The 23,042-nt window shown below is 66.0% G+C and carries 21 protein-coding genes and 1 tRNA gene; 6 read left to right on the top strand and 16 right to left on the bottom strand.

The genetic code is table 11. The features are described 5' to 3' along the window. Positions 1-26: 26 nt before the first annotated feature. Positions 27-836 carry a class I SAM-dependent methyltransferase gene (locus F3K02_RS01265; protein WP_177132447.1) on the bottom strand — a complete coding sequence of 270 codons (810 nt, stop codon included), beginning with the start codon at positions 834-836 and terminating at the stop codon, positions 27-29. A gap of 242 nt (positions 837-1,078) precedes the next feature. On the opposite strand from F3K02_RS01265, the gene hemE reads away from it, so the two are divergent. Together hemE and priA are read left to right on the top strand one after the other, a co-directional pair. Then, entirely contained in the window at positions 1,079-2,173 is a 1,095-nt protein-coding gene (gene hemE, locus F3K02_RS01270) for a uroporphyrinogen decarboxylase (RefSeq protein ID WP_177132449.1), read from the top strand. A gap of 398 nt (positions 2,174-2,571) precedes the next feature. Continuing rightward, positions 2,572-4,773, top strand: a complete 2,202-nt coding sequence (gene priA, locus F3K02_RS01275) for a replication restart helicase PriA (protein ID WP_177132451.1) — start codon at positions 2,572-2,574, stop codon at positions 4,771-4,773. Positions 4,774-4,848: 75 nt separating this feature from the next. Here the strand turns inward: priA and F3K02_RS01280 are convergent, their stop codons facing one another. Together F3K02_RS01280 and F3K02_RS01285 are read right to left on the bottom strand one after the other, a co-directional pair. Next, positions 4,849-5,262: a response regulator gene (locus F3K02_RS01280; RefSeq protein WP_177132453.1), complete on the bottom strand. Its 414-nt coding sequence runs from the start codon at positions 5,260-5,262 to the stop codon at positions 4,849-4,851. Continuing rightward, positions 5,259-5,759 carry a GAF domain-containing protein gene (locus tag F3K02_RS01285; protein WP_177132456.1) on the bottom strand — a complete coding sequence of 167 codons (501 nt, stop codon included), beginning with the start codon at positions 5,757-5,759 and terminating at the stop codon, positions 5,259-5,261. The genes F3K02_RS01280 and F3K02_RS01285 overlap by 4 nt, the downstream gene beginning before the upstream one ends. 226 nt (positions 5,760-5,985) lie before the next feature. On the opposite strand from F3K02_RS01285, the gene F3K02_RS01290 reads away from it, so the two are divergent. Next, a complete protein-coding gene (locus F3K02_RS01290) occupies positions 5,986-6,297 on the top strand; it encodes a DUF167 domain-containing protein (protein WP_210822573.1) in 312 nt (103 codons plus the stop codon). Between the two features lie 3 nt (positions 6,298-6,300). Here F3K02_RS01290 and F3K02_RS01295 read toward each other — a convergent pair whose 3' ends face one another. The 4 genes from F3K02_RS01295 to F3K02_RS01310 form a co-directional block, all read right to left on the bottom strand. Beyond that, positions 6,301-6,861, bottom strand: coding sequence for a histidine phosphatase family protein (locus tag F3K02_RS01295; RefSeq protein WP_177132460.1), 561 nt, complete (start codon positions 6,859-6,861; stop codon positions 6,301-6,303). A gap of 105 nt (positions 6,862-6,966) precedes the next feature. After that, positions 6,967-9,183, bottom strand: coding sequence for a catalase/peroxidase HPI (gene katG, locus F3K02_RS01300; RefSeq protein WP_177132462.1), 2,217 nt, complete (start codon positions 9,181-9,183; stop codon positions 6,967-6,969). Positions 9,184-9,214: 31 nt separating this feature from the next. Further along, the gene (locus F3K02_RS01305; protein WP_177132464.1) at positions 9,215-9,370 is read right to left on the bottom strand and encodes a hypothetical protein; all 156 of its coding nucleotides are present in this window, start codon (positions 9,368-9,370) and stop codon (positions 9,215-9,217) included. A 22-nt stretch (positions 9,371-9,392) separates the two neighbouring features. After that, positions 9,393-10,355, bottom strand: coding sequence for an AEC family transporter (locus F3K02_RS01310; RefSeq protein WP_177132777.1), 963 nt, complete (start codon positions 10,353-10,355; stop codon positions 9,393-9,395). Positions 10,356-10,479: 124 nt separating this feature from the next. On the opposite strand from F3K02_RS01310, the gene F3K02_RS01315 reads away from it, so the two are divergent. From F3K02_RS01315 to F3K02_RS01325, 3 genes are all read left to right on the top strand, one after another. Next, positions 10,480-12,552, top strand: coding sequence for an ATP-dependent helicase (locus tag F3K02_RS01315; protein WP_177132466.1), 2,073 nt, complete (start codon positions 10,480-10,482; stop codon positions 12,550-12,552). Then, on the top strand, positions 12,549-13,067 hold the full coding sequence (locus F3K02_RS01320; RefSeq protein ID WP_177132468.1) for a hypothetical protein: 519 nt from the start codon (positions 12,549-12,551) through the stop codon (positions 13,065-13,067). The genes F3K02_RS01315 and F3K02_RS01320 overlap by 4 nt, the downstream gene beginning before the upstream one ends. A 275-nt stretch (positions 13,068-13,342) precedes the next feature. Next, on the top strand, positions 13,343-14,296 hold the full coding sequence (locus tag F3K02_RS01325; protein ID WP_218179318.1) for a cytochrome-c peroxidase: 954 nt from the start codon (positions 13,343-13,345) through the stop codon (positions 14,294-14,296). Between the two features lie 72 nt (positions 14,297-14,368). Here F3K02_RS01325 and F3K02_RS01330 read toward each other — a convergent pair whose 3' ends face one another. The 9 genes from F3K02_RS01330 to F3K02_RS01370 form a co-directional block, all read right to left on the bottom strand. Continuing rightward, entirely contained in the window at positions 14,369-14,767 is a 399-nt protein-coding gene (locus F3K02_RS01330; protein ID WP_177132471.1) for a hypothetical protein, read from the bottom strand. Between the two features lie 215 nt (positions 14,768-14,982). Beyond that, positions 14,983-15,945, bottom strand: a complete 963-nt coding sequence (locus F3K02_RS01335) for a hypothetical protein (RefSeq protein WP_177132474.1) — start codon at positions 15,943-15,945, stop codon at positions 14,983-14,985. Between the two features lie 173 nt (positions 15,946-16,118). Beyond that, positions 16,119-16,194, bottom strand: a tRNA-Phe gene (locus F3K02_RS01340). A gap of 57 nt (positions 16,195-16,251) precedes the next feature. After that, on the bottom strand, positions 16,252-16,944 hold the full coding sequence (locus tag F3K02_RS01345; RefSeq protein WP_177132477.1) for a response regulator: 693 nt from the start codon (positions 16,942-16,944) through the stop codon (positions 16,252-16,254). A gap of 30 nt (positions 16,945-16,974) precedes the next feature. Further along, the gene (locus F3K02_RS01350) at positions 16,975-19,224 is read right to left on the bottom strand and encodes a sensor histidine kinase (RefSeq protein ID WP_343066937.1); all 2,250 of its coding nucleotides are present in this window, start codon (positions 19,222-19,224) and stop codon (positions 16,975-16,977) included. 41 nt (positions 19,225-19,265) lie between these two features. Then, the gene (locus F3K02_RS01355) at positions 19,266-19,943 is read right to left on the bottom strand and encodes a DUF4390 domain-containing protein (RefSeq protein ID WP_343066938.1); all 678 of its coding nucleotides are present in this window, start codon (positions 19,941-19,943) and stop codon (positions 19,266-19,268) included. A 7-nt stretch (positions 19,944-19,950) separates the two neighbouring features. After that, positions 19,951-21,300 carry a 16S rRNA (cytosine(967)-C(5))-methyltransferase RsmB gene (rsmB, locus tag F3K02_RS01360; RefSeq protein WP_246309053.1) on the bottom strand — a complete coding sequence of 450 codons (1,350 nt, stop codon included), beginning with the start codon at positions 21,298-21,300 and terminating at the stop codon, positions 19,951-19,953. Between the two features lie 25 nt (positions 21,301-21,325). Then, positions 21,326-22,396 carry a M48 family metalloprotease gene (locus F3K02_RS01365; RefSeq protein ID WP_177132483.1) on the bottom strand — a complete coding sequence of 357 codons (1,071 nt, stop codon included), beginning with the start codon at positions 22,394-22,396 and terminating at the stop codon, positions 21,326-21,328. Between the two features lies 1 nt (position 22,397). Next, on the bottom strand, positions 22,398-22,991 hold the full coding sequence (locus F3K02_RS01370) for a LemA family protein (protein ID WP_177132485.1): 594 nt from the start codon (positions 22,989-22,991) through the stop codon (positions 22,398-22,400). Positions 22,992-23,042: the final 51 nt, after the last annotated feature.

Consider the following 23,042-nt stretch of genomic DNA (forward strand, 5'->3'; position numbering starts at 1 on the left):
CCGGGTCCGGGTCCGGTTGGACAAAATCAGGTGTCGCGGCGCACCCTGCCGCGGACGGCCCAGGCCCGCGAACTGAGCGAGATGGCACCGTCCGCTGCCTGCGGCAACGCCGACTTCAGCTGGTCTCTCAGACTGGCGCGTTGTGCTTCGGGCAGTGACATCGCATAGGCTGGCGCGGGCCCCTGTCCGCCGAGAAAGGGACGCCAGTAGTCGTCGAAGTCGGCGAACGCCGCTGTCACTTGGAGAGGGCCCGTTTCCACCTCGGTGAGTCCGGCGAACTCGAAGGCCGCGTTCAGGGCGGATGGCTCGCACAGTGGGAAGCGCGAACCTTCGTGGAGGGGTGCGGCCGCTGGATCCAGAGACACCGCAACGTCCCAGAAGACCCTGATGATCTCCATGCCATCGGCGTAGTCCCAGACATAGGCGGCGATGGTGCCACCGCTGGCAGCGACCCGTTGCATCTCCGCGAGGGCGGCCGGCAACGCAGGAACAAAGTTCAGCACCAGCCCCGAGACGACGACGTCACATGCGGCGTCATCCAGCGGGAGCGCTGCCGCATCGCCAGCCAGGAAGCGGGCTCGGCCGGCGAGGTTCTGGGCCGCCAGCTGGAGGAATCCCTCAGAAGGTTCGACGCCCACCAGACTGCTGGGGCGGCAGTGATCCAGGATGGCGGCGGACAGCGCGCCCGTGCCGCAGCCGACATCCAGCCACCGCTGGCCGGCGGGCTGGTCCAGCCAGGCCAGGAAGAGCGGGGCCATCCTGCGGCTCCAGCGGCCGATGTACTGTTCATACGGGTTGCCGCGTGCCCAGGTATCGGAAACAGGGGGGGTGTTCATCGCTTGCGACCTCCGCGGATTCGATTTGCGAGGGCTGGCGAGCTGATTGGCGAGCAGCGGGCATCAGCCGCGAAACGGGCGGTTTGTTTTCTTCTTCTGAACAGGCAGTGTAAGTTTCAACCACCGATCCGGGCAATGGCCGATACCGCCTGACCCGCCTGCCTGCGCTGGCTCAAAGTGCGGACAAAGCCCAGGCGGGATAATCGCGGCTTCCCTTTGACGCCACCGCACCGGACACCCCCATGAGCTTTGCCCCCCTGCAGAACGACACCTTCCTGCGCGCCTGCCTGCGCCAATCGACCGACCACACGCCGGTGTGGCTGATGCGCCAGGCCGGCCGCTACCTGCCGGAGTACTGCGCCACGCGCGCCCGGGCGGGTTCGTTCATGGGGCTGGCGACGAATGTGGACTACGCGACCGAGGTGACGCTGCAGCCTCTGGAGCGTTATGCGCTGGACGCGGCGATCCTGTTCTCGGACATCCTGACCGTGCCGGACGCGATGGGCCTGGGCCTGTCGTTCGCGCAGGGTGAGGGCCCGAAGTTTGCCAAGACGGTGCGCACCGAGGCCGACGTGGCCACGCTGGCCGTGCCGGACATGGCCAAGCTGCGCTACGTGTTTGACGCCGTGACCAGCATCCGCAAGGCGCTGAACGGCCGGGTGCCGCTGATCGGTTTTTCGGGCAGCCCCTGGACGCTGGCCTGCTACATGGTGGAGGGCGGCGGCTCGGACGACTACCGCGCCGTGAAGAGCCTGATGTACAGCCGTCCGGACCTGATGCACCGCATCCTGGCCATCAACGCCGACTCGGTGGCGACGTATCTGAACGCGCAGATCGAAGCGGGTGCGCAGGCCGTCATGATTTTCGACAGCTGGGGTGGCGTGCTGGCCGACGGCAAGTTCCAGGACTTTTCGCTGGCCTACACAAAGCGCGTGCTGGCGCAGCTGAAGACCGAGAAGGACGGCGTGAAGATCCCGCGCATCGTGTTCACCAAGGGCGGCGGCCTGTGGCTGGACGACATGAAAGACCTGGACTGCGAAGCCCTGGGCCTGGACTGGACGGTGAATCTGGCCAAGGCGCGCGCGGCGGTGGGCGACTCGAAAGCCCTGCAGGGCAACATCGACCCCAATGTGCTGTTCGCCCCGCCGGAGGCGATCGACCGCGAAGTGGCGGCCGTGCTGGAAAGTTTCGGCCCGCCGCACCAGGGCGCCGGCACCGGCCCCACGCACATCTTCAACCTGGGCCACGGCATCAGCCAGTACACCCCGCCAGAGAACGTGAAGGTGCTGGTGGACGCGGTGCACACGCACTCGAAACGCCTGCGCACGCAAGGCTGAACACGGTCCTGGCCAGACCGGCCGGGCGGTCCCGGACCGTCACAGGTGGGTCCAAAAACCGGCCGGCGACAAGCCCTTAGCACAAAAGCCGGAAAAAAACCGCTTGACACATCTCACTTATGCACAAATCTTGTGCTGCGGCGCCGCAACAATTTTTCAGCGCTGGCGAATCGGTTCGGCGCCAGTCAACTCCCGCAAGTTGTTGATTTGATTGACTTTTGATTTCTGCTTTTTTTCCGGGCAGTCTAAGCAAACCCTTGATTTACAAGGCTTCCCGGCCCGCAAAACGCACCTATCAACAAAGTTATCCACAGAAAGTCTGGATAGCCCCGGAAGCCATGACAAATCAAAGACTTACATCGCTTTCCGACAGTTGAACTGAGGAAATCCCGCTAACCATGGTTTTTTGGCCCAGCATCGTCGTCGCCACCCCGGCCCACAGCGGCGTGGGTGCGACGCTCACCTACCGAAGTGAGTTGTCGCTCGCACCGGGCGCGCTGGTGCGCGTGCCGCTGGGCTCCCGCGAGGTGCTGGGCGTGGTCTGGGACTGCCCGGATACCCCGCCAGAAGGGCTCACCGAAGCCCGGACCAAGGTGGTCGCGGGCGTGCTGGAGGGCCTGCCGGCATTGAACGGGTGCTGGCGCCAGCTGGTGAAATTCAGCGCCCAGTATTACCAGCGCAGCCTGGGCGAGGTGGCGCTGGCCGCCCTGCCGCCCCAGTTGCGCGAGCTCGACAGCACCCAGCTGGCGCGTCGGCTCAAGCGCCGCGCCAAGGCGGCGGCAGGGGTGCCGCCCACAGCGCCCGAGGCGCTGCAGGGCCACGACCTGAGCGCCGAGCAGGCCGAAGCGCTGCAGGCGCTGGCCGCGGCCACCGCGCCGGTGCTGCTGTATGGCGCCACCGGCAGCGGCAAGACCGAGGTGTATTTGCGCGCCACGCAGGCGGTGCTGGAAACCGCCGCGCCCGAAAACGAGGCACCCACCCAGGTGCTGGTGATGGTGCCCGAGATCAACCTCACGCCGCAGCTGGAGGCGCGTTTTCGCGAGCGCTTCGAACCCGCATTTGGCGCCGGCTCGGTGGTCTGCCTGCACAGCGGCATGACACCGGCGCAGCGCCTGACCAGTTGGCTGGCCGCGCACACCGGCAGCGCGCGCATCGTGCTGGGCACGCGCATGGCCGTGTTCGCCAGCCTGCCGGGGCTGCGGCTGATCGTGGTGGATGAGGAGCACGACCCGAGCTACAAGAGCCAGGAGGGGGCGCGCTATTCGGCGCGGGATCTGGCGGTGTACCGGGCGAAGGTGGAGAGCGAGGCGCTGGCGGCTGGCGGGGCACTACTTCAAGCGGGCCCTCACCCCCGCCCTCTCCCAGAGGGAGAGGGGGCAAGAGGGGGAGGCGTCGTCAACCCGCGTTGCCAGGTGCTGCTGGGCTCGGCCACGCCTTCGCTGGAGAGCTGGCACGCGGCGGACCAGGGGCGCTACCTGCGACTGGAAATGCCGGGTCGCATTGGCGGCGGGGCGCTGCCGCGCCTGCGCCTGGTGGACATGAACCACCAGCCCAAGGGCGCGGTGCTGGCGCCCCCGCTGGTGGCGGCCATGGGCGAGCGCATCGCGCGTGGCGAGCAGTGCCTGGTGCTGCTCAACCGCCGCGGCTACGCACCGGTGCTGGCCTGCCACGACTGCGGCTGGAAGAGCGGTTGCCCGCACTGCAGCGCCTACCGCGTGTTCCACAAGCTCGACCGCACCCTGCGCTGCCACCACTGTGGCTTCACCGAACGCGTGCCGCGCGCCTGCCCGGACTGCGGCAACCTCGACATCGCACCCGTGGGCCGCGGCACCGAGCAGATCGAAGAACAGCTCGCCGGCCTGCTGGTCGACGTGAAACGGCCCGACGGCCAGCCCGCGCGCGTGGCCCGCATGGACGCCGACTCGACCCGCCTCAAGGGCAGCCTGGAAGTGCAGCTCGCGGCGCTGCACAGCGGCGAGGTCGACGTGCTGGTGGGCACGCAGATGATCGCCAAGGGCCACGACTTCCGCCGCATCACGCTGGTGGCCGGCATCAATGCCGACTCGGCCCTGTTCGCCAGCGACTACCGCGCACCCGAGCGCCTGTTTGCCCTGCTCATGCAGGCGGCGGGCCGCGCCGGGCGCGACGCCGCGCAGAGCGGCGCGAGCGAGATGTGGATCCAGACCTGGTACCCGCAGCACCCGCTGTTTGTCACGCTGAAAAAACACGACTACCCGGCCTTCGCCGCCGAGCAGCTGACCGAACGCGAGCAGGCCGGCATGCCGCCCTACGGCTTCCAGGCGCTGCTGCGCGCCGATGCACGCACCCAGCAGGCGGCGCAGGCGTTTCTGAACATCGCCGCCGAGCAGGCCGCCGGCCTGCCGCACCGCGACCAGATCACGCTCTACCCCGCGGTTCCGCTGACGATCCAGCGCGTGGCCAATGTGGAGCGCGCGCAGATGCTGGTGGAGACCGATTCGCGCGGTGCGCTGCAGCGCTTTCTGTCGGCCTGGCAGCCGGTGCTGCACGCCTGCCGCAGCGCGCCGGAGGCCAAGGGCCTGGTGCGCTGGGCGGTGGATGTGGACCCGCTGTCGATTTAGGGCGACGCCGCAGACCGCCCGAGAGCGGGATGCCCGCGCCACGAGGGACTTTTTCAGCGTTGCCTTAGGGGCTGTTCACGCCGGGAGCGCTTCCCGCGCAGGCCAGAGCTGCTCCAGCGTGTGGATCACGTCGTGCAACCTGAACGGCTGCAGCAGCAATCGGCGCACATCGAGCTCCTTGAGCCGGGCCACCAGCGCCGCGTCAACCACACGCGTCATCGCCACCACCGGCATGTCCGCCTCGCAGCGGAACGCGCCGGCCCGCAGCCGGGACAGGAAATCCAGCGCGGCGTCGCCTTCGACCAGCGAAATCAACACGGCCTGCGGCGCTCCGGTCTTGAGCCATTGTTCGGCCGACGCGACGCTGATCGTCTGGCGCACGCGCGCAATCTGCATCTCGCGGCACACCGAAGCCACTGTGCCGCGCACCAGGCCGTCGGGTTCGATCAGCAGCACCTTGCGAGCGAGGGCGCCTCCCGGGGTGGTCATGCTGCAGCCTCCTCACGACGGAACAGTTCCTCCACCACCATGTCGCGCAAGCCGCCCAGGATGGCCACATCGAGCCGGTCGAACTCACGTGGTCGCCGGTCCATGATGCACAGTGTGCCGACCACCTGGCCGTAGGGCAGGCGCAATCCTGCGCCGGCGTAGAAGCGGACGAAAGGGTGGCCGGTCACCAGCGGGTTGTCGACAAAGCGCGGGTCCTTCAACGCGTCGGGTACCACCAGCGTTTCCGACTTGGCGATGGCATGGCCGCAGAAGGAGACGTCTCGCGGCGTCTCGCACACCTCCAGGCCGAAGTGGGACTTGGACCACTGCCGGTCCCGATCGACCAGAGACACGAGCGCGATCGGCACGTCGAATTCCTTCGCGGCGAAGGCCGAGATGCGGTCGAAGCGCTCTTCGGGCGCGGTGTCCAGAATCAACAGGGAGCGAAGCGCCACCAGGCGCTTGGCCTCGTTTCGGGGCAAGGGAGCAAAGAGCATGGGATCTCCGGGGTCTGTACACACCCCTCATCGGCACGCCAACGCCAAACGTGAGCCTGAACCCGCACAAAACACAAGCCAGCGGCGATGCCCGCGGAAAACAGCACAATGCCCCCGATGGAAACACCCCCTGCGAGGGAACACCATGGCACGCAAATCCAAAACACAAGCCCTGACACCAGCGCCCGACGACGAAGCCGAAGAGCCGGGCTCGGCCGCGCCGCGCATGAAGATGAACACGCCCTGTGCGTGGGATGGCGACACGCTGGTGGTCAACATCCTGGGCACGCCGGCGGCCAAGCGCGACGCGATCGGCAAGACCAAGGGCCACCAGCTCAAGGTGAGCGTGACGGCCACGCCGGTGGCGGGCAAGGCCACGGATCACATGGTGAAGTTCCTGGCGGAAGAATTCGACGTGCCGGCCAAGGCCATCACCGTGGTGTTCGGCCGTTTCAACGTCAACAAGCAGCTGCGCATCCTGGCGCCGAAAAAGATCCCGGCGGTGCTGGCCAAGCTGCTGGAAGACACGGGCCCGTAGGGCTCAGGGCAGCTGTCGCGTCAGGAAGGCGCCGTTCGGGATGCGCTCGGCTTCAAAAAAGGCCGCATCGCTCAGACCGTCGATCAGGTAACGCAGACAGCGCACCACGAAGCCGTGCGACACCAGCAACACGGTCTGGCCGTCGTGCATCGCGCGCAGCAGTTGCAGCCCGCGCTCGACCCGGTCCACCACCGCGCGGGTGGCTTCGGCACCGGGGGGTTCTGCGTCCCAACGATAGGCCACATTGCGCACGGCGAGTTCGGGGAACTGCTGCGCGACTTCGTCGGCGGTGAGGCCTTCGAAGAGGCCGAAATCGCGCTCGCGGAAATCGGCGTCCATACGCGGCACCATCCCGCGCGCGAGCGCCACCGGTTCGGCCGTCTGGCGCGCCCGCAACATGGGCGAGACCACCAGTGCGTCGATGCCACCGGGCAGAGACAGCGCAAGCTGCTCGGCCTGGGCCAGGCCGGTGGCGTTGAGCGGCAGGTCGAGCCGACCCTGCCAGCGCTCGTCGGTGTTGAGGTCGGTCTGGCCGTGGCGGGCCAGCAGAAGGGTCAGGGCCATTCGGAGGGGGTCGGGTGGAAAGCCCTGATCTTCGCACCGGCACAAAAAAGCCCCCGGAGCCAAAGCTGCGGGGGCCGGGGCAAGACAACCTGCCGGATCAATGCATCACTTCTTCAGATCAAAGCGGTCGAGGTTCATGACCTTGCTCCAGGCAGCGACGAAGTCTTTGACGAACTTCTGGCCGCCATCGTTCTGCGCGTAAACCTCTGCAATCGCCCGCAGTTGCGAGTTGGAGCCGAAGGCCAGGTCCACACGGGTCGCCGTCCACTTCACAGTGCCGGTCTGGCGGTCGCGGCCTTCGTAGGCGTTGTCGCCGCTGGGCTTCCAGGCGGTGGACATGTCCACCAGGTTGACGAAGAAATCGTTGCTCAGCTGACCCGAGCGGCTGGTGAACACGCCCGCCTGGCTGCCACCGTGGTTGGCGCCGAGCACACGCAGGCCGCCGACCAGCACCGTCATCTCGGGTGCGCTGAGCGTGAGCAGCTGCGCCTTGTCGAGCAACAGGGCTTCGGGCGAGACGCTGTAGGCGGCCTTGCGGAAGTTGCGGAAGCCGTCGGCCTGCGGCTCCATCACGCTGAAGGACTCGACATCGGTCTGTTCCTGCGAGGCGTCGCTGCGACCCGGGGTGAAGGGCACTTCAACGGTCTGGCCCGAGGCCTTGGCCGCGGCTTCCACCGCGGCGCTGCCGGCGAGCACGATCAGGTCGGCCATCGACACCCGTTTGCCACCCGCCTGCGCGCTGTTGAAAGTGGCCTGGATGCCTTCAAGCACAGCCAGCACCTTGGCCAGCTGCGCCGGCTGGTTGGCTTCCCAATCCTTCTGCGGCGCCAGGCGGATGCGGGCACCGTTGGCGCCGCCGCGTTTGTCACTGCCACGGAAGCTGGACGCCGAGGCCCAGGCCGTGGACACGAGCTCGCCCACCGACAAGCCGGAGGCCAGCACCTGCGCCTTGAGCGCAGCGATGTCCCTGGCGTCGACCAGCGGGTGGTCCACGGCGGGCACCGGGTCTTGCCAGATCAGGTCTTCGGCGGGCACTTCGGGACCGAGGTACAGCCGTTTCGGCCCCATGTCGCGGTGGGTCAGCTTGAACCAGGCGCGGGCGAAGGCGTCGGCAAACTCGTCGGGGTTCGCGGCGAAGTGGCGCGAGATTTTTTCGTAGGTCGGGTCGAACTTCAGCGACATGTCGGCTGTGGTCATCGTGGGTGCGTGTTTCCTGGACGGGTCGTGCGCGTCGGGGATCATGTCTTCCGGCGCCACGTCCTTGGCGCGCCACTGGTGGGCGCCGGCCGGGCTCTTGACGAGCTCCCACTCGTACTTGAACAGCACCTTGAAATAGCCCATGTCCCAGGTGGTGGGGTTGGGTTTCCAGGCGCCTTCGATGCCACTGGTGATGGTGTCGCCGCCTTTGCCGCTGCCGTGCTGGTTGATCCAGCCAAAACCCATCTGCTCAAGGGGCGCGGCCTCGGGCTCGGGGCCCACATTTTTGACATCCCCCGCGCCATGGGATTTGCCGAAAGTGTGGCCACCGGCCGTGAGGGCCACGGTTTCGTAGTCGTTCATGGCCATGCGGGCAAAGGTTTCGCGCACGTCGCGGCCGGAGAGCACCGGGTCGGGGTTGCCGTCCGGGCCTTCGGGGTTCACGTAGATCAGGCCCATCTGCACGGCGGCCAGCGGGTTCTCCAGATGCCGCTCGCCGCTGTAGCGGCTGTTAGCCTTGTCGCTGGTGGCGAGCCACTCCTTTTCGGCGCCCCAGTAGACGTCTTCTTCGGGTTGCCAGATATCGACCCGGCCGCCACCGAAGCCGAAGGTCTTGAAGCCCATGGATTCCATGGCCACGTTCCCGGCCAGGATCATGAGGTCGGCCCAGGAGATGGCGTTGCCGTACTTCTGCTTGATCGGCCAGAGCAGGCGGCGCGCCTTGTCGAGGTTGCCGTTGTCGGGCCAGCTGTTGACGGGTGCAAAACGCTGGTTGCCGGTGCCCGCGCCGCCGCGGCCGTCGGCCGTGCGGTAGGTGCCGGCGCTGTGCCAGGCCATGCGGATGAACAGGCCGCCGTAATGGCCCCAGTCGGCGGGCCACCAGTCCTGGCTGTCGGTCATGAGCGCGGTCAGGTCATGCTTGAGCGCGGCGAAGTCGAGCTGCCTGAAGGCTTCGGCGTAATCAAAGTCGGGGTCCATCGGATTGGACGCCGGGGTGTGCTGGTGCAGGATGCCCAGGTTCAGCTGGTTGGGCCACCAGTCGGCGTTGGACTGGGCGCCTTGCGTGGCGCGCGCGCCAGCGGCGGCGTGGAAGGGACACTGGGATTCGGGGGCGGGGTTGCTCATGGGGAGTCTCCGGTGGGTTGAGCGGACGGATTCAGTGCGCGAGAGCCAGTGCAGCGAAACGTTCCACACAGTCGGCCAGGAAGCTGGTGAAGGTGTCGGGGGATGTCATGGCAGGGCTCCAGCGGGTGATCGAAGCCTCACTGTAGATCTCGACCACCCATTTGACCACTTGATTGTCACTAGACAATCGATAGTCAATCTCTATATCGTCAAGTCATCAGCGCAACGGCGCCCGAGAACGTGAGGAAGGCCGCCGCGGTGGTCACCAGGATGATGCGGGCGATGCGCCCGTTGTCGGCGCCGAAGCGCTCGGCCAGCAGCGACACGTTGCTGGCGCTGGGCAGTGCCGACACCAGCACCATCACCGTGAGCGCGAACGGCGTCAGTGGCACGCCGAGCTGGATCGCCGCCGTGCCCACCGCGAGCACCAGCAGCGGGTGCAGCAGCAGCTTCATGATCGCCACCGGCAGGTAGTCGCTGGTGGGCATGGGGTGGCTGGACTGGATCTGCGAGCGCGCCAGCACCGCGCCGATGGTGAACAGCGCCACCGGCGAGGCCGCATCGGCCAGTAGCCAGACGGTTTTTTCCACCGGCCCGGGCAAGGTGAACTGCAGCGCCGAGGCCACGCCACCCAGCATGATGGCCCAGGGCATGGGATTCACCACCACGCCGCGCAGCGCCTTGCGCCCCGCCACCAGCATGGCCTGGCCGCCATGGCCCTCACCCTCGTCCAGCCGCGAGAGCGCGATGCACAGCGAACTGGTGATGACCATGTCCACGACGATCAGCACGATCACCGGACCCGCGCTCTGCGGCCCCAGCAGCGCCGCCAGCAGCGGCACGCCCATGAAACCGGTGTTGGGAAAGGCCGCCACCAGCGCGCCCATGGCCGCGTCGTTCCAGCGGATGCGGCTGTTCATCGTCATGACGATGGCAAACGCCACCATCACCAGCGCACACAGCAGATAGACACCGGCCACCGAAGCGTCGAGCAGCTGCGCGATCGGCGTGGTCGAGCCGAAGCGGTACAGCATGCAGGGCAGCGCGAAGAACAGCACAAAACCGTTCAGGCCCGGGATCGCCTCCAGCGGCAGCATGCGTCGGTGGGCGGCCAGAAAACCGGCCAGCACGAGCGCGAAGAAGGGGAAGGTGACGAGCAGGATGTTGAGCACGGTGGGCGATTGTCTCAGGATCACATCGGGCCCCCGGCATGCCGGCGACATGGCCGGCCCCCGCGCCCGGCCGGTGCCGCCGGTATCATCAGACGCTTTGCCGAATGCCTGCGATGAAGTTCCCATGTCCCACGGCCTGAACCTTGCCCAACTCGAAGCCGTGAACCACCTGGGCGGCCCCTGCCTGGTGCTGGCCGGCGCGGGTTCGGGCAAGACGCGGGTGATCACACACAAGATCGGCCGCCTCATCAACGCCGGACTCGCGGCAGACCGCATCGCCGCCATCACCTTCACCAACAAGGCCGCCGCCGAAATGCGCGAACGCGCCAAGCAGCTGGTGGGCCGCGACGCCAAGAAGGTGCTGATCTGCACCTTCCACGCGCTGGGCGTGCGCCTGCTGCGCGAGGACGGCGCGGCGCTGGGACTGAAAAAGAACTTCAGCATCCTCGACACCGACGACATCACCAGCATGCTCAAGGACTGCGGCGGCACCACCGACGCCAACACCGCGCGCGGCTGGCAATGGGGCATCAGCGCCTTGAAGAGCGCGGGCCTGAATGCGGCCCAGGCACTGGCGCAGGCGAAGGACGAGAACGAGCGGGTCACCGCAACCATCATGGCGCGCTACGAAGAGCGCCTCACGGCCTACCAGAGCGTGGACTTCGACGACCTGATCAGTCTGCCGCTCAAGCTGCTCACCGAGCACCTCGATGTGCGCGAGCGCTGGCAGAAGAAGATGGGCCATGTGCTGGTGGACGAGTACCAGGACACCAACGCCACGCAGTACGAGCTCTTGAAACTGCTGGTGGGTGAACGCGCGCGCTTCACCGCCGTGGGCGACGACGACCAGTCGATCTACGGCTGGCGCGGCGCCACGCTGGACAACCTGAAACGCCTGCCGCAGGACTTTCCCGAGCTCAAGGTCATCAAGCTGGAGCAGAACTACCGCTCCACCAGCGCCATCCTGCGCGCGGCCAACAACGTGATCGGGCCCAACCCCAAGCTGTTTCCCAAGACGCTGTGGAGCGACCTCGGCGAGGGCGAGCCGGTGCGCGTGGTCGACGCCGACAACGAGGAGCACGAAGCCGAGCGCGCGGTGGCGCGCATCCAGAGCCTGCGCACGATCTCGCCGCACAAGGAGTGGCGCGACTTCGCCATCCTCTACCGCGCCAACCACATGGCGCGCTCGTTCGAGCAGTCGCTGCGTCGCGCGCAGATTCCGTACAAGGTCTCGGGTGGCCAGAGCTTTTTTGACAAGGCCGAGATCCGCGACCTCTGTGCCTGGCTGCGCCTGCTGGTGAACAACGACGACGACCCGGCCTTCCTGCGTTCGGCCACCACGCCCAAACGCGGCATCGGCCACACCACGCTGCAGCAGCTCGGCAACTTCGCCACGCAATACAAGCTCAGCCTGTTCGAGGCCCTGTTCTCCAACTCGCTGGGCGCCACGCTGCCCGCGCGCGCCGTGGCGACGCTGCACGAGTTCGGCCGCGCGGTGAACGATTTGGAGTACCGCGCCAAACACACGGTGGGCCACGAGGCCGCGCGTGCCTTCCTCACCGAGTGGCTCAAAGACATCGCCTACGAAAAGCACCTGGTCGACAGCGAAGACAACGAGAAGGTGGCGGCGGCGCGCTGGACCAACGTGGTGGAGTTCTGCGACTGGGTGGCCGGGCGCTGCGGCGGCCAGATAGAAGACGAAGCCGGTGTGCAGACCGAAACCGAGCGCAAGACCCTGCTCGAAGTTGTGCAGACCATCGCACTGCTCTCCACCTTGAGCGAACGAGAGAAAGACCAGAACGTGGTGACGCTCTCCACCCTGCACGCATCGAAAGGCCTGGAGTGGCCGCACGTGATGCTGGTGGGTGTGAACGAAGGCCTGCTGCCGTTCAAGATGGACGAAGAGAGCAACCGCGACGCCAGCGCCGAAAGCCTGGCGCAGCGCCTGCAGGAAGAGCGCCGCCTGATGTACGTGGGCATCACGCGCGCGCAGCGCACGCTGGCCGTGAGCTGGCTCAAGCGCCGCAAGAAGGGCCGGGAAAGTGTGCCCGGCATGGCCAGCCGCTTCATCAAGGAGATGGCGCTCGACCAGAACACGGTCAAGGAAGACCCGCGCGAAAAACTGCGTGCGCTGCGCGCCGAGTTCGCCCAGCGCGCCACCGACCAGGCCGCGCAGAAAGCCGCGGAAACACCATGAGCCTGTACCGCTCGCCCAGGGATCGCGCCAAGGCCGCGTGTATCGGCACCACGCTGCTGGCCTTGTTGGCGGCAACACCCTCACCCGATGCCACCGCCCAGAGCCGGCCCACCCCGCCGGCAGCCGCCTGCGCCGAACCGGCTGACATGACGCCGGCCCATCTCTATGGCCTGTGGCAACTCACGTTGTGGCCACTGGACGGACGGGAGTCCGAGCCGCAATCCCGCGGCGCCGTGCTGTTCGAGCGCCACCCCGACTATCCCGGCAGCGTGCGAGGTCACATCCGGCGATCCACCATCGGTAACGATGTGCAGGCCCAGGTGTCAGGCGATGTGGTGGACGGTGAGTTCAACCTCGACGAATCCGCCGACGGCGTGACCATGCAGGCGGTCTGGACGGGCGCGCCTCTGGCGTGCGGACAGGTCCTTCGTGGCATTCGCCGTCCGGCAGAGGGCAGCGCCACGGCCCAGCCCAGCCTGTATTTCCGACTGGACAAGACGCCCGGCTGGCGCTGATCCCACCGCGCGCGCCACCCGGTGGACGCGGAAAAAAGCGATAGTCCACGGCTAAAACACACATAGCCAAGACCTATTGATACCGCCGATCACGTTGATCGAGGTCAAACGTTCTAGGTGAATACCCCATACATTGAAGCCGTCACAAGCCAGCGTCTGCGGACGGTCATCCCGCCACCCTGCCGTGATTCTTCTGACACTTTGAAAGTATGGACATCATGAAAACCACGAAATCTCTCGCATGGGCTCTGCGCGCCGTCGCTGTTGCGGCCCTCATGACCACCGGTTCCGCCATGGCTCAAAACCAGGAGCCCGTTTCCCCGGTGCCCGCACCCAAAGCGGTCAATCCCGCGGCGGTTGAGCTGGGCAAAAAACTGTTCTTTGATCCCCGCCTGTCCAAGTCCGGCTTCATCTCCTGCAACAGCTGCCACAACCTGAGCATGGGCGGCACCGACAACCTCAAGACCTCCATCGGCCACAACTGGCAACAAGGCCCGATCAACTCACCCACCGTGCTGAACTCGCGCCTGAACCTGGCCCAGTTCTGGGACGGCCGCGCAGCCGACTTGAAAGCCCAGGCCGGCGGCCCGATCGCCAACCCCGGTGAGATGGCCTTCACGCACGAACTCGCCCTCGAAACCCTGAAGTCCATCCCCGGCTACGTCGAAGAATTCAAGCAGGTCTTCAAGACCGACCAGCTCACCATCGACGAAGTGACCACCGCCATCGCCGCCTTCGAGGAAACCCTGGTGACGCCGAACGCGCGCTTCGACCAGTGGCTCGACGGCGACAAGAAGGCCCTGACCAAGGACGAACTCGCCGGCTACCAGCTGTTCAAGGACAGCGGTTGTGTCGCTTGCCACAACGGCCCCAACCTCGGCGGCAATTCGTTCCAGAAAATGGGCGTGGTGCAGGCCTACAAAACCGCCAGCACGGCCGAAGGCCGCAAAGGTGTGACCGGCAAGGACGCCGACCGCCTGAACTTCAAGGTGCCGACGCTGCGCAACATCGAACTCACCTACCCCTACTTCCACGACGGCGCCGCGGAAACCATGACCCAGGCCGTGGACCTGATGGGCCGTCTGCAACTGGGCCGCGAGTTCAGCAAGAACGAAAACGCCAAGATCGTGGCCTTCCTCAAGACCCTGACCGGCCAACAACCGCAGATCGCGCTGCCGATCATGCCGCCCTCGACCGACAAGACGCCGAAGCCCCGTCCGTTCAACTGAGCATCGGCGGATGCCCCATGAAAAAACCGGCCTCGCGCCGGTTTTTTTCATGTCAACGGTCGGAACCGCCTGTCAGGATGCGATCCCGGCCGCCAGAGCGGGCTTGTCGACGAACCAGGCCTGCAACAGACCGCCCAACTGCTCGGGCACATCGTTGTCAAAACTCATCAACACATCGGGCGCCAGCTTCTCGGCGGCCGAGGACAGAACCGCCGCGACGCAGTCCCGGTGCTCGCCCGTGGCCTCCCGCTGGAGCCCGGCCTCCAGCACCGCCACGGTGGCGTCGCGCATCCGGTCCGAGCCCAGGACATGCCAGGCGTAGTCGATCTCATAGCGGTCGAGCGCGTCTTTCAGGCTTTCCCCATCCAGGCGGGATTCTTCGGCAAAGCGGTTCAGGGTGCGGGTGCTGAGCTGGCTCACAAACTGGGTGACCAGTTCGGTGTGCGCATGCACAAAAGTTTCAATGGCCACAGGGAGTCCTTGAATGATGGTGAGCCGGAGCCCGGCGGGTTCGGTCGTCCCTAACGTGAATCCTGAGCGGCCATGGACCGGTTGAAAACCGAACCGGTCCGGGGCACACCGCCCCGAAAGGACGACCCAGAAAGTCAAAAGCCCATCTCGAAGGATGGGCTTTTGCGAGGTGTTGGTTGGCCTGGGACGAAAACGAGGGAGAAGCGGAAGGCCATTCAAGCCGCAAAGTCCTGAAAGCACATTTTAGCAGTTTCCGCATGCGTGCTGCCTTGTGTGAACCAAGGGAGGTGGGGGCGGGGATTGCCGTGGTCAAAGCCGATTCGGTGCAGGGCTCCGTACAGCAACCACCCGTGGTTGGCATGCCGGCAGGCGCGATCAAAATAGGCCCGCGCCGCGGGCTCATAGTGCGCCGCCGCGTCCCACGCGTCGACCTGATCGCCGAAAAGAGTGATCAGGTCCCGTTCAAACGGGTAGAGACAACAATCGAGCACCTGCTGCCGTGTTCTTGGGTAAAACGCCGATGACTGCGGAAACGCGCTGGTGATGTAGAGACTGGTGGCCCGTTCCAGCAAGAAAGGCAGTGCGCCGGGCCTGTGCCTGGCGTCACCGTAGTACTGCATCGGACGGTACAGGAAATCGTGAAGCTCACTGCCGAGTTCATTTCGGCTCAGGTGAATGACCGGCTCGACAAGCTCGGAGAGAAAGCGCTCCCAGAACATGGGCGTACCGAACCAGTAGCTGCAAAGCCCGTAGTTGCCGTTGTGCTGCCGTGCCGACGTCAGAAAATCCAGTGCAACGCCTGCCTTGTCCAGAACCGCTTGGAACCGGTGCAGCACCTCAGGATCCCCATGAATGATCGGCGAACGGTCATTGCTGCTGAAATTGCAGTAACTCATCTGCGGCAACGGATTGGTGACATACACCTCATACCCTGGATTTGCCTCGATCCACTGGCGCACATCGTTGCCGTCGAGCAGGCCTTTGGCGTGAAAGCGGCTGGAAACAGCACCCAGCACATCGGCGGTGCGATGCACACCGCTCGCAACAATGTGCTCAAAAATCTGGAACTCACGCCATTCGGGATGGGGGTTGTGGCTGAAGTCAAAGGCATCGAAGCCCGCGATCAGCGGATTCTCATGGCTGGGATCGATACGGTTCTGAAGCAGGCGAATTTTCATGATCTGCCGGTACGCATCCTCGGGCACGCCATGTGGCGATGACTGGGCACTGTGTCCAAATATCGCCAGACCCGCTGCAAGAGGCCAGGCGCCCGAATCCATTGGCACGGTGGACCACACAAAGAAAAACGGGCCACGCCGCTAAGCATGACCCGTTGATTTTTCCAAAATTTTGGTGGCCTGGGACGGAATCGAACCATCGACACGCGGATTTTCAATCCGCTGCTCTACCAACTGAGCTACCGGGCCAAACAGAAGCGGAATTATAGCAGGGAATCTGGCGCTGTTCTTTTCGGGCCAGCGCCCTCAGAGCGCGTTGCGCTTGCTGCGGGCGAGGTCGACGCCGAGCTGCTTGAGTTTGCGGTACAGGTGCGTGCGCTCCAGACCCGTCTTTTCAGCCACGCGCGTCATGGAGCCGGACTCCTTGGCCAGGTGGTATTCGAAATAGGCCTTCTCGAACTCGTCGCGCGCTTCACGCAACGGCCCTTCCAGATTGAAGGCCTGCGAAGACTGGGGACCGATGTCAAACACGACTTCGGGCTGGCTGCCACCGGTCATGGCCACTTCCACGGTCAGTTCCATCACGGGCGCAAGCGCACCATTTTTCAGGGGCAACGCCGCGCCGACCTTGGCCACGGGTTTGTTCAGCCCCATGTCCACGGCTTTGAGCAGCTTCTGCAGGGTGATGGGTTTTTCGAGGAAAGCGGTGGCGCCGATGCGCGTGGCTTCCACGGCGGTGTCGATGGTGGCGTGTCCGCTCATCATGATCACTGGCATGTTGAGCAAGCCACCACTGGCCCATTCCTTGAGCAGGGTCACGCCGTCGGTGTCGGGCATCCAGATGTCCAGCAACACCAGATCCGGACGCATCTGGGCGCGCAGAACACGGGCCTGGGCGGCGTTTTCTGCCAGTTCGACCGTGTGGCCTTCATCGTTGAGAATTTCGGAGAGCAGGTCCCGAATGCCCAATTCGTCGTCTACGACCAGAATAGTTGCCATGGCGTGAAATGTTTCCCTCTGTCCGTGTTGTCAATTTGCAACTGCGAATGATAACGACACTTGGGCGCCCACCACTTTGCCGTCGATCAACCGGTTGCTGATATCGACGCGTCCACCGTGCTCTTCCATGATTTTTTTGACCACCGCAAGGCCCAGGCCGGTGCCTTTGGTCTTGGTCGTGACATACGGTTCAAACGCCCGCTTCAGGATGTTCTCGGCGAATCCGGGGCCCTGATCGATCACCGACAGGCGCACCCACTGGCCCGAGCCTGAGCGCCGGGTGTGGAGCAGCACCTCGGCACCGGCCTGCCCGGCCATGGCGTCCTGCGCGTTCTGCACCAGGTTGTGCAGGATCTGCCGCAGTTGCTGCGGATCGGCCATCACGCTGGGGCAGTCGTTTTCCAGATCGGTCTTCACGGGCACGGCCGAGCTGTCGTACAGGACAAGGATGTCACGCACCAGGGCATTGAGGTCGATGGGGGTGAGCTGCGCCGCAGGCAGCCGCGCGTAGTCGCGGAATTCGTTGACCAGGTGCTTCATGGCGTCGACCTGATCGACGATGGTGCGGACCGATTTGTCCAGCAGGGCCTGCTCGGTCGGCTGGATCTTGCCCTGCAGTTTCATGGCCAGGCGCTCTGCCGACAGCTGGATCGGCGTGAGCGGGTTCTTGATCTCGTGCGCCAGGCGCCGGGCCACCTCCCCCCAGGCCCGGGCGCGCTGGGCGGACACCATTTCCGACACGTCGTCGAACACCAGCAAGCGCTCGTTGTTGGGCAGCAGCGCGCCGCGCGCGATCAAGGTGATGCCCTGGTTGTTGCCGGTGTCGCCGTGGGCGCCGAGTTCGAACGATTGTTGCCAGTGGCCGCCTTCGTGGGGGGTGTCGTCGGACAGGAAGCGGTCGAATTGCTGCAGCACCTGCGCCGCAAAATTCTCCAGACCGACCACGGCCGCCAGCGGTTGACCCAGGTGCAGCCCCAGCGGGGTGCGCAGAATGCGGGCCGCTCCGGGATTGACACTGAGCACGCCCCCGCGTTCGTCGAGCACGACCACCCCGGCCGTGAGGTTGTCCAGGATGGTCTGCAGGTTTTCCCGGGCAGCGTCCACCTGCTCCATGCTGTGCTGAACCGCCGAGCGCGCATCGGCCAGGTCTTGTGTCATGTGGGCGAAGGTGCGGGTCAGACCCGCAAGCTCGTCGCGCGAGGCCAGCTCCACCTTGGGCGCGAGGTTGCCTTGGGCGACCTCGCGCATGCCTTCGGCCAGGACGAGCAGAGGACGCACCAGATGGTTGCCCAGCAGCACGGCCAGCAACACGGCGCCGAAGATGGCCAGAAAGAGGGCCAGCGTGAGCGTGCCGATGTACATGCGTTGCAGCCCCTGGCGTCCGAGCGCGCGCTCCTGGTATTCGCGGTTGGCCACCTGAACGGCCAGGGCATCAGCGACCAGCGCCCGCGGCAGGGGCACCACGACCTGGAGGTAGCGAGGGCTGTCACTGAATCCGAATCCGGTCGCCTCCACAAGGGCCAGCACCTTGATGTGCGCCTGTGCCACCGCCAAGCCAGCCTGCACCGGTTCTTCCCCCACCTCCTCAAGCCCCTCGACCAGCACCATCACCCGGTTCGCGCGCACGCTGCGCAGCTGGGCCATGGCAGGGCGGTTGGGTGAAAAGTCGAAGCGCGAAGCACCGGCGCTGGCGATGGCCTGGCCGGAAGCATTCCAGAGCACCAGATCGCTCGCCGACAGGTTTTCGCGCAGTCGCTCCAGCGCCAGCACCGCCGAGGCGTCGGGTACCCGCGCCAGCTGTTCGGCAGCCAGGCGGGTCTTCGCGCCGAGATCGGCACTCAGGGTGTCCAGCGTGGTGCGCCCCAGGTTCAGCCCCGCCGTCAATGCGGATTCGACCCGCACGTCAAACCAGCTCTCGATGGAACGCGAAACAAACTGGTAGGACACTGTGTAGATCAACAGCCCGGGCAACACCCCGACCAGCCCGATGATGGCGGCCAGCTTGAGCAGCAACTGGCTACCGAACTTGCCCCGCCGCAGTCGCTTGACCAGCCGCACCGCCAGCCAGACGATGGCCAGGAACAGCAGCGAGGCCACCGCCACGTTGACACCGACCAGCCAGGTGAAGTTCTCTTCGTAAAGCACCCGGTTGCGCGTCGCCAGCGTGAGCAGGAACAGCAACACCATGCCCAGACCGGTCATGAAAACCAGCGCAACGACCACCGCCCAGCGCCGCGAAGTGCGTTGCTTTTCCGGGGATCGGAGGTGGGGGTCGCTCACGGTTCAACAGCAGTGGGAGAGGCGCAGCAGGCGATCGCGCATCAACGCGCCGGCTCGCCGGGTTTGACCTCAACAGCGATTTCCGGGGGTGGCTCGACCGGTGCGCGCGCGGGCACGTCGAGGCGGCCATCCACCTCGATGTTCCAGTCAGACTGGGTCGCCATGCCGATCTGGAACGGGCGGGGCAGCAGGGAAAGATCCAGACTGAACCGCCATTCGACCCGGTGTTCGACGTCGTTGTCCAGCCGGGCGGTATCGGCAATCGCCCAGTTGGAAACGCGGCCCACCACCGCCAGCACCTCATCAAGGCTCTCGAAGTTCTGGTGCAGCGCATATTGCAGTGCCGCCGCGCCAGCGCCTGTCACACCATCGTGGGCCTGACTCAGTCGCCAGCGCCGGGTCAACGGCTGGTAGGCGAGCCGGAAAGTGCGCACCACCGAACTCACGCGCTTGTCGGTCCAGTACCAGCGGTCGCGGTACACGTCGGCTTGCCAGACGAAGTACATCGGCACGCCCTTGAACAAGGCGTCTTCAACCGCCGACGTGGCCACCGATCCCAGTCGCACGGTGAGGGTCAGTGCGTCCGTGTTCCGTTGCAGGCTGACAAACTGAATCTCGGGCTCGCGCGCCATGGCCGGCCCTGCCAGGCAGGCGAGCGCAAACACCCAGACCAGCGCACAAACACACCGCAGCGACAGGCGCCCTACCACCCGGCGCACCGCCCCATCAAGGACCGGCCTTGTCGATGCGTGCGTAATAAAAACCGTCGTATCCACCGGGCACATTGTCGTTGAACTCCCCATTGGCAACGACAGTTCCCGGGAGCAAATGGCCCGGGGAGGGCTGCAGAACGGCGTCGGTGTGGCGCTGCAGAAACGCATTGACCTGTTCCGATCCTTCGGCATGAAACACCGAGCAGGTGCAATACAGCAGGCGACCGCCCGGTTTGAGCAGCGGCCACAGCCGCTCCAGCAACTGCCGCTGCACGGCCACGAGCTGGGCCACGTCGCTGGCGCGGCGCAGCCAGCGCACGTCGGGGTGCCGGCGCACGATGCCCGAAGCCGTGCAGGGCGCGTCGAGCAGGATGGCGTCAAAGGGGCGCCCATCCCACCAGCCCGCGGTGTTGGCTGCATCGGCGCACTGCACCTCGGCGCTCAGGCCCAGGCGCTGCAGGTTGTCGTGGATGCGGGTGCAGCGCCGGGCGTCGACGTCCAGCGCGAGCAGGTCGAGATCGGCGCGTTCGAGCAGGTGCGCGGTCTTGCCGCCGGGCGCGGCACAGGCGTCGAGCACGCGGTCAGCGGTGCTCCAGGCGCGGCCGTCGAGCAGCAGGCTGGCGGCCATCTGGGCCGCTGCGTCCTGCACGGAGACATGCCCTCGGGCAAAGCCGGGCAGGCGCTCCACCGGCTGCGCGGCCGACAACACCAGACCGTCATCGCCCACCGGGCTGGCCGACAGCCCGGTGGCCTCCAGCTGGGCGCGGTAGTCGTCCCGCGCGGCGCGGCGCCGGTTGACCCGCAGCGCCATCGGGCCGGGCACGTTGTTGGCCTCGAGGATCGCGGCCCAGTGCTCGGGATGGTCGTGCTGCAGCCGCTCCACCCACCACAGCGGGTGGTTCCAGCGCGCGACCGGATCGTCCACCAGCTGCGCACTCAAGGCCTCTCGCTCGCGCAGAAACCGGCGCAGGCAGGCGTTGAGAAAGCCGGCCTGCATGCTGGTGCTGCGCTGCTGCTTGGCCGCCTCCACCGCCTGATCCACCACGGTGTGGGGCTGGTAGTGCTGCCCGTTTTCATCTCCCAGCAGCACGGCCAGCGCACTGTGCAGCAGGGCCAGCACCGGCGCGGCGGGCGCACGCTGGGCCAGCAGCCGACCGAGCGCGCGCGCAGCGCCGAGCTGACGCAGGGTCTGGAAGGTGAGCGCCTGCACGCCCGGCCGCAGCGCCGATGCGATTTGCGGCAGCACCTCGCTGAGCGAGTGGCCCTGCTCGACCGCGAGCACGCAATGGGCGGTCCAACGCAGCTGGGTGGCCAGCGTGGGCGCGTTGGGCACCGGGCGGTCTGCGGAGCGGGTAGAAGTCAATGAGGTTCCTGCTTGAAGTTCACGGTCAGATGAGTGTCCAGCCCGGAGCCTGAGGTCCTGAAGACCCGGTCGTCGGGTTCTGGGCGGGGGTGGTGGCATCCAGTGTGCGGTCGCGCTCCAGAAGCAGCGCGCCCATGGGGCGTCCATAGATCCGGCGAATGCGCTGCTCCAGTGTGGGGTGCGAATCGAGCCAGTGGGCCACCTGACCGACCTCGTTCCCCACCAGCAGCATGTGCTGCACCGTGGAGCCAACCTGGCGGGGCTCAAAGTCCGCCTGGCGCTCGCTCATGGCCTTGCGCAGCACGCCGCCGAGGCCATCGCGGCTGCGCGTCCACTGCACAGCACGTGCGTCGGCCAGGTATTCGCGCTGGCGCGACACCGCCGCCTGCAAAGCGTGCCCGGCCACCCAGCCCAGCCAGCCCGCGGCCATGATGGCCAGACCCAGCAAGGCCGCGGCCATGCGCCGACCCCGCTCATCGGGCTCAAACAGGTGCTGGCCCATGCGGTAGAGCATCTCCAGACCAAACACCATGCCAATCAACCGCATGTTGAGTCGCGTATCGCCCTCCCGGATATGGCTGAACTCGTGGGCCACGAGCCCCTGCAACTCTTCGCGTGTCAGGAACTCCAGCGCACCCCGGGTGACAGCGACGACCGCATCGTCCTCGTCCCATCCGGTCGCAAAGGCGTTGATGCCCTGGTCGCGCGCGACCACCATGGCGGTCGGTCGCTTCAGCCCGGACGAGATGGCCATCTCGTCAACGATGTTGCAGAAGCGTCGCTCGTCGAAATCGCCCGATGGCTGCACGGGCCGTGCGCCCATCTGCTCGGCCAGGCGCTGACCGCCACCACTGGCCAGGCGCGAGGTTTCCACCCACCAGCCCCCCAGCACGAACAGCAACACCACAGCGGTGTTGACGGCGAAAAAGTGCCGAGGGAATCCGGCACCCGGGAACCAGAAGCTCCACGTCAACCCCCAGGCCAGAGCCAGAGCGGCATTGACCGCCAGCACCAGCAGCAACACGGTGAGCGCGAACACCAGCAGCAGTTGGCGCGTCTGGCCCCGCGCCTCGCGTTGCGATTCGAAAATCAGCACGTCAGAACGCAACTTTCACGGGCTGGCGTTCAACTTCGCTGCTGGTGGATTCCAGCATCGACTGGGTGGAGAAATTGAACAGGCGCGCCACGATCAGCGTCGGAAACTGGGCCGCCGCATCGTTGAATTCGAGCACGTGGTCGTTGTAAGCCTGGCGTGCGAAACCAATGCGGTTTTCGGTGCTGGAGAGCTCTTCACTGAGCTCCCGCATGGTCTGGTCGGCCTTCAGGTCGGGGTAGGCCTCGGCCACCGCAAACAGGCGGCCGAGCGCGCCACCGAGCACCTGCTCGGCACCGGCCAGCGCACCCAGCGCGCCCGCGTTCAGGGGGCTGGCGGCAGCGCCTTGTTCGGCGCTGCGGGCCTGGTTGCGCGCGGCGATCACGGCTTCCAGGGTCTGCGCTTCGTGCGCCAGGTACTTGCGCGCGACCTCAACCAGGTTGGGGATCAGGTCGTAGCGCCGTTTCAGCTGCACATCGATCTGGCCAAAAGCGTTGGCGATGGCATTTTTCAACCGCACCAGGCGGTTGTAGGCGCCCACGGCCCAGAACACCAAAGTCAGCCCAACGGCCAGCAAAACCCACAAAGTAGCCGACATGTGTGTGAACTCCGGTTGTTGAACAAGCGCGCCCGATCCGGTGCCAGGGCG

This window comes from Hydrogenophaga aromaticivorans, from assembly GCF_013387465.1.
Classification (GTDB): domain Bacteria; phylum Pseudomonadota; class Gammaproteobacteria; order Burkholderiales; family Burkholderiaceae_C; genus Hydrogenophaga; species Hydrogenophaga aromaticivorans.